At 64.6% G+C, this 15,566-nt stretch carries 9 protein-coding genes; 5 read left to right on the top strand and 4 right to left on the bottom strand.

The genetic code is table 11. The features are described from left to right. Positions 1-649 (top strand): LLM class flavin-dependent oxidoreductase (locus ACIQ17_RS21405; protein WP_398471127.1); only part of this gene is annotated, 649 nt, incomplete at its 5' end. A gap of 73 nt (positions 650-722) precedes the next feature. Then, complete coding sequence (locus tag ACIQ17_RS21400; RefSeq protein WP_398471125.1) at positions 723-1,271, top strand: flavin reductase family protein; 549 nt, start codon at positions 723-725, stop codon at positions 1,269-1,271. Between the two features lie 24 nt (positions 1,272-1,295). Here ACIQ17_RS21400 and ACIQ17_RS21395 read toward each other — a convergent pair whose 3' ends face one another. The 4 genes from ACIQ17_RS21395 to ACIQ17_RS21380 form a co-directional block, all read right to left on the bottom strand. Next, complete coding sequence (locus ACIQ17_RS21395) at positions 1,296-3,170, bottom strand: sigma-54-dependent Fis family transcriptional regulator (RefSeq protein ID WP_398471124.1); 1,875 nt, start codon at positions 3,168-3,170, stop codon at positions 1,296-1,298. Positions 3,171-3,277: 107 nt separating this feature from the next. Beyond that, positions 3,278-4,438, bottom strand: a complete 1,161-nt coding sequence (locus tag ACIQ17_RS21390; protein ID WP_398471123.1) for a CaiB/BaiF CoA transferase family protein — start codon at positions 4,436-4,438, stop codon at positions 3,278-3,280. A 167-nt stretch (positions 4,439-4,605) separates the two neighbouring features. Then, complete coding sequence (locus ACIQ17_RS21385) at positions 4,606-8,946, bottom strand: translocation/assembly module TamB domain-containing protein (protein ID WP_398471122.1); 4,341 nt, start codon at positions 8,944-8,946, stop codon at positions 4,606-4,608. Between the two features lies 1 nt (position 8,947). Further along, entirely contained in the window at positions 8,948-10,840 is a 1,893-nt protein-coding gene (locus ACIQ17_RS21380) for an autotransporter assembly complex family protein (RefSeq protein ID WP_398471121.1), read from the bottom strand. Between the two features lie 679 nt (positions 10,841-11,519). Between ACIQ17_RS21380 and ACIQ17_RS21375 the strand changes: the two genes are divergently transcribed. The 3 genes from ACIQ17_RS21375 to ACIQ17_RS21365 all read left to right on the top strand — a co-directional run bounded on the left by ACIQ17_RS21375 (position 11,520) and on the right by ACIQ17_RS21365 (position 15,533). Continuing rightward, positions 11,520-11,972 (top strand): (2Fe-2S)-binding protein, encoded by a 453-nt coding sequence (locus ACIQ17_RS21375; RefSeq protein ID WP_398471120.1) that lies wholly within the window; start codon positions 11,520-11,522, stop codon positions 11,970-11,972. Between the two features lies 1 nt (position 11,973). Beyond that, positions 11,974-14,292: a molybdopterin cofactor-binding domain-containing protein gene (locus ACIQ17_RS21370; protein WP_398471118.1), complete on the top strand. Its 2,319-nt coding sequence runs from the start codon at positions 11,974-11,976 to the stop codon at positions 14,290-14,292. Between the two features lie 266 nt (positions 14,293-14,558). Then, positions 14,559-15,533, top strand: coding sequence for a Bug family tripartite tricarboxylate transporter substrate binding protein (locus ACIQ17_RS21365; RefSeq protein ID WP_398471117.1), 975 nt, complete (start codon positions 14,559-14,561; stop codon positions 15,531-15,533). The last annotated feature ends 33 nt before the right edge of the window (positions 15,534-15,566 follow it).

Below are 15,566 nucleotides of genomic sequence, written 5' to 3'. Positions count from 1 at the left end.
CAAATACTGGACGGTGACCAAGCCGGACGTCATGTTCGACTTCCTCAAGCCGCACATCAAGCCGATCCAGGCGCCGCACCCGCCCATCGCCGTGGCCGGTTTAAGCAAGGGCTCCGACACGCTGAAGCTCGCAGGTGAGCGCGGCTACATTCCCATGAGCCTCAACCTCAATCCGGCCTATGTGTCGAGCCACTGGGAGTCCGTCGAGATCGGCGCCGCCAAGACCGGACGCAAGCCGAACCGGCAGGACTGGCGCATGGTCCGCGAGGTGTTCGTCGCCGACACGGACGAGGAGGCCTGGCGACTGTCCGTCGGAGATATGATGGGGCGGATGATGGGCGAATATTTCCTGAAGCTGCTCGGCCATTTCGGCTTCAAGGACTATCTCAAGCACGCGCCCGATGTGCCGGACAGCGACGTGACAGTCGAATACTGCGCCAGGCACAACTGGATCATCGGATCGCCGGCGACCGTCGCCGAGAAGATCGAGAAGATCTATCACGAGGTCGGTGGCTTCGGCACGCTGCTGGTGTTCGGCTTCGACTACAAGCACAAGCCGGAAGCCTGGCAGAATTCACTGCGGCTGCTGAAGGAGGAGGTGCTGCCACGCCTCAAGCATCTCGATCCGCAGCTCGGCAAGGCAGCCTGACCGCTGGCCGCCTGCCTCCGTCGATGGGAGGCAGGCGGCGACGTCCTCCGAAGCCATCGCAAGGAATGCCGGAATGAATGCAGGCGACTTCAAACAGGCGATGCGGCAATGCGCAGGCGCCGTGGCGCTCGTCACCGTCGGCCGGGAGAACGGCCGCCGAACTGGATTGACCGTCACCGCGGTCTGCTCGCTGTCCGACGACCCGCCCTCCCTGCTCGTCTGCGTCAACCGCAAGGCCAGCGCCAATCCGCGCATTCGCGAGGATCGCCATTTCGGTGTCAGTTTTCTCAATCGGGAGCAGTTGCCGCTGGCATTGACCTTCAGCGGGCAGAACGGCGTCGATGGCGATGATCGCTTCGGCTTTGGCAGTTGGAGCACCGGCGTCACGGGCGCGCCGATCCTCGATGATGCGATCGCCTCGTTCGACTGTGAACTGTGCGACGAATTCGACACCAGGACGCATTCGATCTTCATCGGCCATGTCCGCGACGTGAAAGTGCATTGCACGGCATCACCGCTGCTCTACCACCGCGGCGCCTTTCACGGTGTGCAGCCGATCCGCGACGTGGTTTCACTCGGCGACCTGGATGTGAGAAAGATGATCTGGAGCGACTTCTCGTAATCACGCATGGGTCGCTCCCAGCCACTAGCTGCGATCCGACCCGGACGCGATGTTCAAAGCCTTGATCTTCCGATAGAGCGTAGCGCGGCTGACATCGAGCGCGCGCGCCGTCTTCACCACGTCGCCATCGTTCTTGCGCAACGCCTCGGTGATCACATCACGTTCCGCCGCTTCGAAAGTCGGCGCGCTTGTGCTGCCGAAGCAAGGTGGAAGGTCGAGGTCAGCCTCGACAATGACGCCGTCTTCCGCCGTACATGCTGCAAGCCGCAGGACATGGCGAAGTTGCCGGATATTCCCGGGAAACGGATGCCTGACCAGCACCGCCCGCGCATCCGCTGCAATGCGCAGATGCGGCGCTTCCTCGGCTGCAATCTTTTCGATCAGCTCGACCTTGTCGGCGCGCGCCCGCAGCGCCGGGAGTTCGATGCAAAGACCGCGAATGCGAAAATAGAGGTCCGACCGAAACGTCCCATCTGCAACCATGGCTTCGAGATCGCGATGGGTCGCGCTGACCAGACGGATATTCACGGCGACCGGCTTGAGCGCACCGAGCGGCAGCACCTCATGGTTCTCCAGCACGCGCAGCAGCCGTGTCTGCAGCGCCAGCGGCATGTCACCGATCTCGTCGAGAAACAGCGTGCCGCCATCTGCCTGCGCGATCAGCCCCCTGGAGCCGTCGCGCTTCGCCCCGGTAAAGGCGCCCGTCTCGTAACCGAACAGTTCGGCGTCGATCAGGCTTTCGGGCATCGCCGCACAGTTCAACGCCACATATCGTCCGCGTCTGCGATCGCTGGCCGCGTGGATCGCGGACGCAAACACATCCTTGCCGCTTCCGGTCTCGCCATGCAGCAGCACCGGAATATCCGTATCCACGACCTTCGACAGCCGCCTGACGCTTCGCTGCAGCGCCGGATCACTGCCTGCCAGCCGGACAAGCGTCGCGACCTGCTGACCGGGCAGCCCGTCGCCGCGAAAACGCGCCTGCGCAGGCGATGAGGCGGCACGAACCGGACGAGAGACACGCACCTGACCGACACGTCGTCCGTCCACATCGCGCATCATGTGCGCCGCGTCCGGACGAGACACGAAGTCCTCATCGATCCGGATGAATTGCGAGAGCGGTCGGCGGGCCTCGATCGTCGCATCGGAAAGACCGAGCCTGTCCCGCGCCGAACGATTGGCACCAAGCACGCACTGATCGTCGTCGAAGGCCACCATCGCGCTGCCGCCGGGCAGCGTTGCGATCCAGGCGCGCGGGAAATGCGACCGGAACATCGCCTCCTCGATCCGTCGGACCGCCTGGGTCGCGACCACCAGCGCCAGCTGATGCGCGGTGCGGTCGAGATCGCCGCGGCACGACGTGATGTTCACCGCGCCGGCGAGATGACCGGCATGGTCGAATACCGGGACCACGGCACAGCTGAACATCGACCATTGCTCGCGAAAATGCTCATCGCGATGCACGAGGATCGGTCGCTGTTCCGCAAGCGCGGTACCAAGCCCATTGGTTCCCTCGACCGCCTCATTGAACACGGAGCCGGTATAGACCTTCCACTTGCGCAGGATGGTTGCAGCTTCGCCATCGGGCAGACGACTGATCAGGATTGTCGCATCGACATCGGCGAGGTTGACGCAATAGCCGGCGTCACGCACCTGTCCGTAAAGGGCATCCAGTTCCGGCGTTGCGAGATGGATCAGGCGATCGATCCGCTCCGCGCTGACTTTCAGCTCCGATTGCAGCAGCGTGCGCGGTGGGCCGGAACGCCCAGGGTCCAGCTTGTGATCGACAAGACAGCGCTTCCAGGAATTGACGATCCGTGGCTCGCCTTCGACCGTCACCGCATTTCCGGCGACGGCCAACACGCGCTCGACGTGGCTTCGCGTCGCGAGGTTTGCCATCGCGATGCCTCCCCTGGATTTTCCGCCAGTCTGTCATCGCGATGATCAAAGTCAATCAAGTCAGCTCGGCGCGCGTCATTCCGCAACGCAGCGATAAAGTCCTTCGCTCATGCACTATTTCGCAGGGGTGCGGTATCCACCTCGCCGAGAGGCTCCGCATTGTGCTCGCCGAGGCGTGGCGCATGACGCTCCGGAGCGGGCTGTGATTTCGACCACCGCCCCGTCGATCGCATGGCCCTGATCGTGCCTTCGCTGGGATGCTCGATGTCGTCGAAGAAGCCGACGGCCTTCAGATGCGGATCATCGATCAGGCTGTCGATGGTGGCCAGCGGAACTGCCGGGATATCGACGCGCTCCAGTTCCTTCATCCACCAGTCGGTGCTGCGCGTGGCAACCAGTTCGGCCACGATCTTGTACAGCGCCGTCGTGTTGTGCGTGCGTCCTGACACCGTCGCGAACCGCTCGTCTTCGAGCACATTGCCGCGATCGACCAGCCCGAAAAAAGCCCTCCACTGCTTGTCGGTGACAAGCAGCAGGCACACCACGCCGTCGGATGTCGGGAACGGTCGGCGCACCGATGCGTATCGCTCGAACACGGTCGGGCCAAGCTGAGGCTGATAGGTGCGTCCGCCCATGTGATCGGACAGCACCATGAAGGCCATGGTCTCGAACATCGCGATCTCGACATGCTGACCCTCGCCTGTCCTGAGACGATGATACAGCGCGCCCAGCGCGGCATTGGCCGCGTTCATGCCGGTGACGCGATCCGCGACAGCGATCGGCGCGTAGCGCGCGCCTCCGTCCTGCGACGCGCCGAGCGACGGAATGCCGACAGCTGCCTGGATCAGATCATCATAGGCCGGCCGATCCGAATAAGGACCGCCGCTGCCATAGCCGACGATGCTCACATAGATCAGCGTCGGGTTGATGGCGCGCAGGTCGTCATAGGCGAGACGCAGGCGCTGCATCGCCTTGGTCCTGACATTGCAGATCAGGACATCGGCATCCCTGATCAGGGCGAGGAACGCGTTGCGTCCGTCCTCGCTGTTGAGGTCGAGCGCGACGCTGCGTTTGCCGCGATTGGCATGGAGATGCATCGGTCCCATCCCGCCGCTGCGGGACTGGCCGATATTGCGGAGATTGTCGCCTTCGGGCGTTTCGACCTTGGTGACGTCAGCGCCCATCTCCGCCAGCGTCTGCGCAGCACATGGCCCCGACAACATCGTGGTGAGATCGACGACCCGAACACCATGTAGCGGACCTGTCATTGCAAACTCCCTGATCGATCATTAGAGACGGCGCTCTTCGGCGCTTGATTTTCTGTCGTACGAACTATTCGGACACAGCTGGATTCAGTGTGTCAAACGTACCAGCGCATGACTACCAGTATTCTTCTCACGCTGAGAAGTTCGCGGCGGACATGGCCGCCCATCGCCTAGTATTCGATCTCGGTCCCGATCCCGATGGATGTCGCGCCGGCGCCCGACGCTTCGCCCTGCAGGCGGAGGCGGCGGGTGAGGTCGATGTCGAGGGTGACGGCGGAATCCTTCGCAGCCGCCGCGCCCTTCACGCCGACGCTGACACGGCTGTTGATGGCACGCGCGGCACCGACGCTCGGGCCGCCAGCACCGCCCGCCGATATATCCAGCGCATCGACACCCAGCGAGCGACGCAGCCGCTCCATCGTGTCCGGGCCGCCGTCGCCCGAGAACTGCGCCACCATCTGTGCGAGCTGCACCGCCTGGAACGGCGACAATCCGCCGGAGGCCTTCGAGAACATGATGCGCGACAGCACCTCGTCCTGCGGCAGATCCGGCGACGAGCTGAAGGCAAATGTCGGCGCCGATGCGATGCCGCTGACCGTGATCTGCGCCGTGACGTCGCCCGCCTGCGTCTGCGCCACGAAATCGAGTTCCGGCGTCACCTCGCCGCTGAAGGTCGCGCGGCCGCGGCTGAAATCGAGACGCGTACCTGCCACCTGCAGCTTGCCGCGCCGCATCTCGAAAGCACCGATGGTGACCGGTGACGCCAGCCGACCGGTCAGGCGCATGTCGCCGCCAAGTTCGGCATCGATGCCACGGCCACGGACGAAGACGCGATTGGGCGCGGAGATGGTCAGATCGAGCCCCGCATCGAAGGGCGGCGCCCGCTTGGTCCGCTTGCGCGCCTTCTCTTCCTTCTCGATCGCCAGGCGTACATGTTCGGGCGCATCCACATGACGCGTACCGGCGAGCGGCTTCAAAGTGGATGGCAGCCGTTCGGGGACATTGACATCGAGACCATCGACATCGATGCGACCGGTGATCCTGGGATCGCGCATCAGCGGCCCGGCAATGCGCAGGTTCGGGCTGGCGCGCATCTTCATGATCGCGTTCGACGCCAGCAGCACGTCGCGCCCCGAGATCTGGATTGCGCCGGGCAGTCCCGCATCGGGATCGATGCGGACATTGCCGCTCGCATTCAGGCTGCCGCCATTGGCGCTCGTCGCGGTGAAGCGCTCGACCACCACGTCATCGTTCCGCGCTGCAATTCGGGCCGCGATGCCGGTGAGCTTCGTGCCGAGTTCGACATCGTCGAAGGTCCCGCCGGACAGCGTGGCCGCGCCATTTAGCTTCGGCTTGTCGAGCGCGCCGGTCACGCGCAGATCGATATCCGAACGCCCCGAGAGTCGACGTCCCTGCGGCGAAAGATGACCATTGGCCGCTGCGAGATCGAGCGAGCCCTTTACGGCGAGATCAAGGGCGCCGCGCTGCAATGGGACCTTTCCGCCAGCACGCAGCTGGCCGAGACGCGGTGCGCTGACTTGCGCATCCAGCGTGGTCTGCCCCTCGCTCAGGCGGCCACTGGCCTGAATGCCCATCGGCGCCAATGCAAATTCGCGGGTCTGCGCTGCCGCAAGCCCCGCGATCGCCACGCGCCAGTCGCCGCTCGGCGCCTCCGCCGTCCCTGTGACGCGCGCCTGCGCATCGAGCGTGCCGGCGAGCCCAAGCTGCGGCGCCACGGCGTTGGCGATGGCGAGCGGCACGGCCTTTGCGGAGAGCGTCAGATCGAGGGTCTCACCGACGCTGCCGTTCAGGCTGAGCACGCCGCGATCCAGCGCCAGCGCGAAATCGCGGATATCGACTGACGATCCCCGCAGCGTGAACGAAGCCGGCCGCGCCAGAGCGATGCGGCTGTTCTCATAGCGCGCCGTCAGAGCTGCAAGATCGAGCCGGATGTCGCCGGCCGGAACCAGCGTCGCTTTCAGATCCGCGCCGATGCGCTTGCCGTTCAGCTTCAGCGTGATGTCGCTGCCCGACGGCGTGCTGCGCGCGGCCAAACGGATGCTCGGGATCACCTCACCCGCAACATTCGCATTGTCGATGGCGATATCGCCTTGCGCCAGAGGACGTCGCCAGACATCGCGCAGTGCCGCCTGCACGTCGATCTTGCCGATCGCATCACCGGCATATTTGAGGCCCTGCCCGCGCAATGCGACTTGTGCATTCTGCCCGCCTGCCTCGGCGGTGAAGTTCAGATTGGCATCGAAAGCGCCGGCCAGTTTGGCCAGCAGCAGCGGTGACAGGTCATCGAGATTGCCGGCCGACGCCGTCAGCTGCCCCGACAGCCGCCGCTCCGCATCCAGTGCGACGCCACCCCGCGCCGCTACCGAGCCAATGCGCAAATCGAGATCGTCCAGCCGCCAGCCGCCATCAGCCTGCTTCGCCACATGCAGGCGTCCGTTGGCGGCGTTACGATCGATGGTGCCGGCGAGCGTCGCTCGCGCATCGAGCGCGCCGGTGACATCGGTCGCGGCAAGTTCAAGCGTGACGCGCGGCACCGGGCGGCCCGATGCCCGCACATCGTTCAGCGCCATCGCGACATGCGCATTGAGCTTGTCGAGCGATCCCGTGAGCTGTGCATTCGCCTCCGCTTGCCCGCTCAGTGTCTTGTCGGCATGCGACAGCTGCGGGATCACGACGGCGGCGCTGATGGCTGCGTTATCTTTCGTCGCATCGCCGTGCACGCGCGCACTGATGTGTCGCCCCGCAATGCGCAGATCGTCGAAGCCGAAGCCGGCATTGGGCAGCATACGGATGGCGCCTGCCAGCTCGACCGCGCCGCCGGTGAGACCATCGAGCTGACCGATCCCCGTCGAAAGCCCGCTCAGCTTGCCATCGAGCCGCGCATCGATCCGCCCGGTGTCGGGCCTGCCATCCAATTGCGCTCCGAAGGTCAGCGCCCCGCGGAGCTTCAGTCCGGCCAGCGCACCAAAGCGTGCGAGATCGGACGAGATGATATCCGCGCGGCCTTTCAGCAACGGGCCGCCGACCTGTCCGATGAACGAGGCTTCCGCGGTTTCGGTCTGCAGCTGCAGCGTCTGTACATCGACGATCCCGGCACGGCTCGTGCCCGCCAGCATCAGCGACAGCGACGACCCGACGGCGCTGTCGATGGCCGCGTCACTGGCATGCAGGCCCGTTGCCTTCACCTGCCCGGCCAGCCTGATCGCGGTGTCCTTCTCCAGCAGGGAGCCCGCCGGCGACGCGTTGAATGACGCGTCGATCTGCCCGAAACGGCCCTGCGGCAGCCGGGCATCCCGCAGCGCCGCCGCGGCAGCGACTTGCGGCCCCGATAACGCGCCCTTCACCGTCGCATCAAAAGCCAGCGTCTTGATGCCGAAATCGTTGACTTCGGTGGTATCGCCGGTATTCGGCAATGCGCGCATGCGGATGGTGAGGTCGGCCACCTGCTGCGCGTCGACGCTGCCGCCGATATCCATGCGCGCCAGTTTCGACACCACGGAGAGCGGCTCGATCCGGACGCCGCCGTCGGGCGCGAAACCGATGCTGCTGTTCAGCCGCGTGGTGCCGGCGAAGATCGGCTGGATCACGGACGGCAACAGCCCCTCGATACGCGCACCGAGATCGAGGGTCAGGCGACGTCCATCGACCTGCTTTGTGAGCTGCGCCGCGCCATTGGCGCCGGTGCTCGGACCGGCGTCGAAGGCCAGCTTCGCATCGAACGCATCAAGCGTTCCCGTACCGCGCAGATCGAGCTTGGCCGACGGGAGGTCCGCGACCTTGAGCAGCCGCACCACGATGCCGCCCGGCGCCTCGTCGATGGTCATGGCGGTTTCGAGTTTTCCACTCGCCGGCACATAGTCGAGCCTGGTCGCGAACACGCCCTGCGCATCCAGTCGCCGCGCATCGAGCCTGAGGCTGAGCCCTTCGGCGGGATTGCCGAGCACCGCCTGCCCGGTGGCCGTGAGCTGCGCGCCGACACCGAGCAAAGGCTCGCCAAGCGACAGTTCGGTCAGCGCGAAGGATTTCACCTCCACCTTGACCGGGATGTCCGGCAACAGCGCTTCATCGGGCGGCGCGGCCTCGGCTGACGACGGCGATGATGGAGCGGCAGCGCTGGCCGCAGGCGCCGGCAACGGCTTGCGATGGATGGCGAGATGGCCGACATCGAGCCGATCGATCTCGAGCCTGCCCGCCAGCAGCGCCGTGCGGCGCCACACCAGTCTGACCTTGTCCAGCTTGAGCCAGACACCATCCTGGTCGGCGATCGAGACATCGCTGACGGTGACGTCCGATGTCAGCACGCCCGACACGTCACCGATCGAAATCTGCGCCGCCGGCGTCGAGAGCGCGCGCGAGATCAGATTGGCGAGCAGACCCTTGTCGTCGCCTTGCACGCGCAATGTGAAATGGAGGACGGCATAGCCGGCCATGCCGAGCAGCAGCACGAAAGCGCCAAGACCAATGAATATGGTTCTGCGGCGCAACCGCATGTCAGAACGCCTGACCGATGCCGACGTAGAATGCGTAAGCGGATTCACCCGGTCGCTTGTTGATCGGCAATGCGACATCGAGGCGGATCGGGCCAATAGCCGTGTAATAGCGCAGGCCGACACCGGCCGCCACACGCATCTCCTCTCCGAAATTCGAGTAGCCCGAATTGAATGCGCCGCCGACATCGACGAAAGGCACGATGCCGATCGTATCGGTCACCTTGATGCGTGCCTCGAACGACGCTTCCAGGAGATTGCTACCGCCGACCACTTCACCGGTGGGCCCGAGCGGACTGATGCTGCGATAGCGGAAGCCTCGCACCGAGCCGCCACCGCCCGCATAGAAGCGGTGATTGGCCGGGATCAGCGCGGTATCGGCGCCGAACAATGAGCCGGCGGCGACGCGGCCTGCCAGCACGATCCGCGCGGACTCGTCCATCGCGCGATAGACCGACGCTTGCGCGCGCGTCTCGGTAAAGCTCACCGAGGAGCCCAGCCAGTCCGGATAGGTCGCGGCAAAGCCCTGCAGGCGAATGCCCTTGGTTGGATCAAGTGCGTGGTCCGTGGTGTCGTAGGACACCTGCACCGGAATGCCGACCAGGTGATAGTCGACCGTGCCGAGCGTATCGGTGGTGCGGCCGACATCGCCGGCAATGCCGATCTGCGCCGAGAACGTGTCGCTGAAGCGATGCCGGATCGATGCACTCGCCGTCGCGCGTTCGCTCTCATAGCCGCCATAGCGATCGCCGCCGGTGCGGTCCCGCTCGACCATGCCATCCAGCAGCAGGTCGTTGCGCGAGCCGTTCAGCGCCGGCTTGATGAAGGTGGTGCGCAGCCGTCCGCCGAGATCGGAGAAGCCGAAATCGCGCAACGTATCCAGCGCACTCTGATTGGTGCGCGGCGGCACGAATACATCGGCCTCGACGCGCAGGCTCTCGGCGCCCCCGAACAGGTTGCGATGCTGCCAGTAGCCACGCAGGCTGGGACCATCCAGCGTCGAGAAACGCGCTGATGCGCCGAGCACATTGTTGGGGCGCTCAGTCACCTCGGCCGTGAACGGCAATTGACCAGCGCCATTGAGATCGCGCGCCTCGCGTACGCGCACCGTCTGGATCGCCGGCACCTGCAGCACGGACTTGCGAATGCGCGCGATCTGGTCCGGCGAATAGGGATCGCCCGGCGCCGGATAGATATAGGACTGTACCACGCGCGGATCGACATTGGTGGTGCCGCTGACGCCTACGGGGCCGAACCCGGCGCGCGGACCACGATCGATCACGAGAGTGATGTCCATGGTGCGGTTGCGATGATCGACCAGAGGCTCGGCATCCCGCGCACGCACCAGCGGATAGGACTGCGCGCGGAAATAATCGATGATCGCCCCCTGCGCCGCCTGCAAGTCCCCCGCACTCGCGCCCATGCCCGGCGCGATCTTCAGCACATGAGGTGGCAGCGTCTGCGCATCGAAAGGCCGCATGGTCGCGGCATCAACCACAGAGATGTTGCGCAGCTTGAACAACGAGCCCGGCGTCACACGCACCGTGATCGGGACGAGACCGCTATTCCGAAACTCTTCAGCCTTTTGAGCGGCCGCAGCACCGTCGTCGCGCAGCGGGACCGAGGCAATCTCGATGTTCACGGATGCATCGTAATAGCCGGAGCCCCACAACGCCCGCAGCATCGGCTCGGCATCGATCTGAGCACGGCGCACCAGCATCTCGCCATCGGCGGGCGGGTCGGTCCGCAGCTTGTGCAGATTGGAGACGTCCTTCAACGCCTGCACGGCCGTCTTGTCGACGCCATCGGCATCGAACTCGACCTTGTAAGGCAATGTGTCCGGTGAGACTTTTGGCGTGTCGTCGCCCGTCACCCATGCGATCGGGTCGAACGCCATCGCATCGGTTGGACCAGCGACAGCAACCAAGGAGACAGTGCAGAAACAAACGAATAGATCGGAAGAAAATTTCCGCAGTCGCATCACGTACCAAAGACGATTGCGCGCTCAACCCCAAGACATCTTCAGAGCGCTTTCGGACATAGTTCGGCCAAATACGGCGAAGGTGTGAGCCAAACAAGAACGCGATTTCGCCAGAATCTCGCTGCGGTCGCGCATCGTCGTGATGCAACGTAAGCGCATTTTCAGGCGCGCGGATCACCCTTTATTTGCAGGGGTTCCCGCTTATCGCACTGCACGTTGTCATATTGCCGCACACGGCGATTTATTTGCGTGATTGACGGAACTGCGAAGGTTCCGGCCGGTGCGAAGAAGCACCGCGACGGCAGCCCGCCCGGGATCGCTCAGCGATTCCTCGCGGCGGGCTCAAATGGCGACAGAATGCACAGCCCGTGGCTGCTTGGCCCATGCAGTACACGTGTCTGTGAAACCCGGTCGTCAGCCGGTCTGCTAGCATTTCATCTCTCACCATGGAGGGCATCACCCCACCACATCCGATCATCCAGATGACGTCTTCTCATCCGGCCTTGCGGGCGCGCATTGGCCGGAGAGCACAGACCGGGACGCATGCGATGCGCTCCCGTCCCACATCGAAGCTTACAAAGAGCGAGGAACGATCATGGTCACACTCAACATCAATGGAAAATCGCAGACATGGGACGGGGATCCCGATCTCCCCCTGCTCTGGTATCTGCGCGACGAGCTCGGCCTCACCGGCACCAAATATGGCTGCGGCCAGGCGCTTTGCGGTGCCTGCACCGTGATGATGGACAAGCAGGCAATCCGCGCCTGCATCACCTCCGTGTCCGATGCCGCCGGCCAGCCGATCACCACCATCGAGGGGCTGCATCCAACCGGCGATCACGTGGTGCAGAAGGCGTGGCGGCAGGAGAACGTCCCGCAATGCGGTTACTGCCAGGCCGGTCAGATCATGCAGGCAGCAGCGCTGCTTGCTGAGAACCCCAAGCCGTCAGGCGATCAGATCCGCGAGGCGATGTCCGGAAACATCTGCCGCTGCGGCTGTTACCAGCGCATTCAGAACGCCGTTCATCTCGCATCCACGGGGGCCTGACATGAACATCGCTTTCGACCCAGCCAGCACGCGCGGCTCCGCGCCCCACGCCAGCAAGGTAGAAAACCTCTCCCGCCGCAGCATCCTGAAGGGTCTCGGGATCGCCGGGAGTTTTGTTCTTGCCTCCCCCCTCCTCGCGCGCCCGTCCTTTGCCTATGAGACCGGCGCCAGCAAGATGCCGCATGGCGTCGTCGTCGATCCAAAGATTTTCGTGGCCATCGCTTCCGATGGCAAAGTGACGATCCTCGCGCACCGCGCCGAAATGGGCACCGGCATTCGCACCAGCCTGCCGCTCGTCGTCGCCGAGGAGATGGAAGCCGACTGGACCCGCGTTGACGTCCAGCAGGCGCATGGCGACGAAGCGCGCTTCGGCAATCAGGACACCGACGGCTCGCGCAGCACGCGCCATTACCTGATCCCGATGCGCCAGATCGGCGCCTGTGCCCGCTATATGCTCGAAGACGCCGCTGCCAAGAAGTGGGGCGTTGCGCGCGCCGAGGTGAAAGCCGTCAATCACACCGTGACCCATCCCGCGACAGGCCGCAGCCTCGGCTTCGGCGATCTCGCGGATGCCGCAGCCAAGGAAGCCGTTCCGAGCCTCACCGAAATCACGCTGAAGGATCCCAAGGATTTCAGATATCTCGGCAAGGGCACGGTCAGCATCGTCGATCTGCACGACATCACGACGGGCACCGCTCACTACGGCGCAGATATCCGCCTGCCCGGCATGAAATACGCCGTCATCGCACGCCCGCCGGTCACTGGCGGCACGCTGGCGTCATTCGATGCGACGGACGCCCTTAAGGTGCCGGGCGTCGAGAAGGTGATCGAGGTCAGAGGCTGGCCGTGGCCGTCGAAATTCCAGCCGCTCGGCGGGGTGGCCGTGATCGCGCGCAACACCGGCGCCGCCATCAAGGGCCGCGATGCGCTCAAGCTGACATGGAATGACGGCGCCAATGCCAGCTACGATTCCGCAGCGTTCCGCGCGACGCTGGAGGCGGCCACACGTCAGCCCGGCCTTGTCGTGCGCAAGGAAGGCGATGCGGATGCAGCGTTGAAAGGCGCCGACAAGGTGCTGGTCGGCGAATATTACGCGCCGCATCTGGCCCATGCGAGCATGGAGCCGCCGGTCGCCGTCGCGCATGTCCAGGGCGACAAGGTCGAGATCTGGGCGCCGGTGCAAAGCCCTGGCGGCACGCGCGGCGACGTCGCCAAGACGCTCGGCATCCCCGAGGAGAACGTCACCGTCAATGTCACGCTGCTCGGCGGCGGTTTCGGCCGCAAGTCGAAATGCGATTTCGCGCAGGAAGCGGTGCTGCTGTCGAAGGAGCTCGGCGTTCCGGTCAAGGTGCAGTGGACGCGCGAGGACGACGTCCAGCACGACTTCTACCACACCGTCTCCATGGAACGGATCGAGGCCGGTCTCGACAAGAGCGGCAAAGTCATCGCCTGGCGTCATCGCAGTGCCGCGCCGAGCATCGGCTCGACATTCGCAGCCGGTGCCGCGCATGAGCTTGGCCTCGAACTCGGCATGGGCCTGATCGACGTGCCGTTCCAGATCGCCAATCTGCAATGCGAAAATCCCGAAGCGAAGGCCCAGACACGGATCGGCTGGTTCCGTTCGGTGTCCAACATCCCGCGCGCCTTTGCCGTGCAGTCCATGGTCGGCGAAATCGCCCATGCCACGGGTCGCGACCAGAAGGATGTGCTGCTCGAACTGATCGGCACGCCGCGGATCGTCGATTTGTCTTCGGTGAAGGAGCCGTGGAATTACGGCGAGCCGTATGACAGCTATCCGATCGACACCGGCCGGCTGCGCCGCGTCGTCGAGCATGTGGCCGAGCAAGGCAAATGGGGACGCCCGGTACCCAAGGGACACGGCCTTGGCATCGCCGTACATCGCAGCTTCGTCGCCTATGTCGCCACCATCGTCGAGGTCGCCATCGACGACAAGGGCAAGCTTAGCGTCCCGCAGGTCGATACCGCCATCGATTGCGGCACCTTCATCAATCCGGAGCGCATTCGCTCCCAGATCGAGGGTGCTGCGATCATGGGGCTAAGCCTCGCCAAATATGGCGAGATCAGCTTCAAGGATGGCCGGGTGCAGCAGAAGAACTTTGACGACTATCAGGTCGTCCGGATCGACGACGCGCCTGCCATCACCAATGTCCACATCGTGCCCGCCGATCCCGATGCGCCGCCCAGCGGCGTCGGCGAACCCGGCGTGCCGCCATTCGCGCCCGCATTGATGAATGCGATCTTTGCGGCGACGGGAAAACGCATCCGCAGCCTGCCGATCGGCAAGCAGCTGGAGGTGTAACGGCTCAAAGAGCCTGGCGCGCGGCGCGATATCGCCGCGCGCCCAGCCATCGAGGTCGGATCGCCATTGCGGCGGAACATGGGCCGGACACGAGCCGTCACCCACCATCGAAATTTCCACCACATGGAATGTCGATGGATATTGCCGCATGCAACTAAGGTCGGATGGCGCTGCACCGGATTGTGCGGTTCTCAATGACGGTCCAGCGCGTCAGGCCATTCGCCTGCACCTGAGAACCACAAAAAACATCATAGAGGATCACACGTATGGCTCATTTGAGTCGCCGCGCCATTTTGGCCGCGCCGTTGCTGTTGCCCCTGGCCGCCCACGCGCAGACGTCTTACCCGTCGCGCCCGGTCCGTGTCATCGTCCCGTTTCCCGCCGGCGGCGGCACGGATACATGGGCCCGGCTCGCCATCGAGGGCATGCAGCCCGACATCGGCACGATGCTGATCGACAATCGCGGCGGCGGCAACGGCCTGATCGGCACCGAAGCGGCGGCCAAGGCCGAGCCGGACGGGCATCAGCTGCTTTTCACGATCACGACCCATGTGCAGGTGCCCGTCGTGATGCGCCGCTTCACCTATGATCCCATCAAGGACTTCACGCCGATCGGCCGCCTCAGCTACACCGCGCTCGTCTTCGTCGTGGGGCCGAAGGTCCCCGCCGAAATCACGACGCTGCAACAGTTCGTCGAATGGTCCAAGGGCAAGGACCTGTCGCTCGGCAACTATGCCGCCGGTTCGCATGGCCACGCCTTCGCGATGATGCTGGCGCGCGAGGCCAAGCTCAAGGCTGTGAACGTGGCCTATCGCGGCGAGAACCCGATGCTGCAGGACATGATCGGCGGCACCATCGAAGGCGGTTTCCATTCCATGGCCGCCGCGGGCGCCATGGTGCGCGACGGCAAGTTGCGCCCGCTCGCCATCGCCGGCACGCGGGAGCGCAGCGCCAGCCTGCCGAATGTCCCGACCATGATCGAGCTCGGCTATTCCGATCATTTCGGCTTCACCGGCTTCTCCGGCCTGTTCGCGCCCGCCAAGACCCCGCAGCCGGTGATCGACAAGCTCGCCGCCGCCTTCCGCACCTCGGCCAACAAGCCCGAGACCAAGGAAAAGCTGGTGGGCATGGACACGGTGCCGGCCTATCTGCCGCCGGACGAATTCAAGGTGCAGATGGAGAAGTCGCTGAAACAGTGGACCGAGATGGTCGAAGCGCTCGACCTGAAGATGGACGGCTAGCGCACGCGAACGAAGCAGGATGGGTCGCGCCCA

Origin of the sequence: Tardiphaga sp. (genome assembly GCF_044340795.1) — a bacterium.
Lineage (GTDB): Bacteria > Pseudomonadota > Alphaproteobacteria > Rhizobiales > Xanthobacteraceae > Tardiphaga.
This window is presented reverse-complemented; position numbering and strand designations above follow the sequence as displayed.

Excerpts from the sequence above, each read along its gene's own strand:
- ACIQ17_RS21370 (WP_398471118.1), top strand. The coding sequence starts at position 11,974 with ATGAACATCGCTTTCGACCCAGCCAGCACGCGCGGCTCCGCGCCCCAC.
- ACIQ17_RS21375 (WP_398471120.1), top strand. The coding sequence starts at position 11,520 with ATGGTCACACTCAACATCAATGGAAAATCGCAGACATGGGACGGGGAT.
- ACIQ17_RS21400 (WP_398471125.1), top strand. The coding sequence starts at position 723 with ATGAATGCAGGCGACTTCAAACAGGCGATGCGGCAATGCGCAGGCGCC.
- ACIQ17_RS21380 (WP_398471121.1), bottom strand. The coding sequence starts at position 10,840 with ATGGCGTTCGACCCGATCGCATGGGTGACGGGCGACGACACGCCAAAA.
- ACIQ17_RS21390 (WP_398471123.1), bottom strand. The coding sequence starts at position 4,438 with ATGACAGGTCCGCTACATGGTGTTCGGGTCGTCGATCTCACCACGATG.
- ACIQ17_RS21385 (WP_398471122.1), bottom strand. The coding sequence starts at position 8,946 with ATGCGGTTGCGCCGCAGAACCATATTCATTGGTCTTGGCGCTTTCGTG.
- ACIQ17_RS21395 (WP_398471124.1), bottom strand. The coding sequence starts at position 3,170 with ATGGCAAACCTCGCGACGCGAAGCCACGTCGAGCGCGTGTTGGCCGTC.
- ACIQ17_RS21365 (WP_398471117.1), top strand. The coding sequence starts at position 14,559 with ATGGCTCATTTGAGTCGCCGCGCCATTTTGGCCGCGCCGTTGCTGTTG.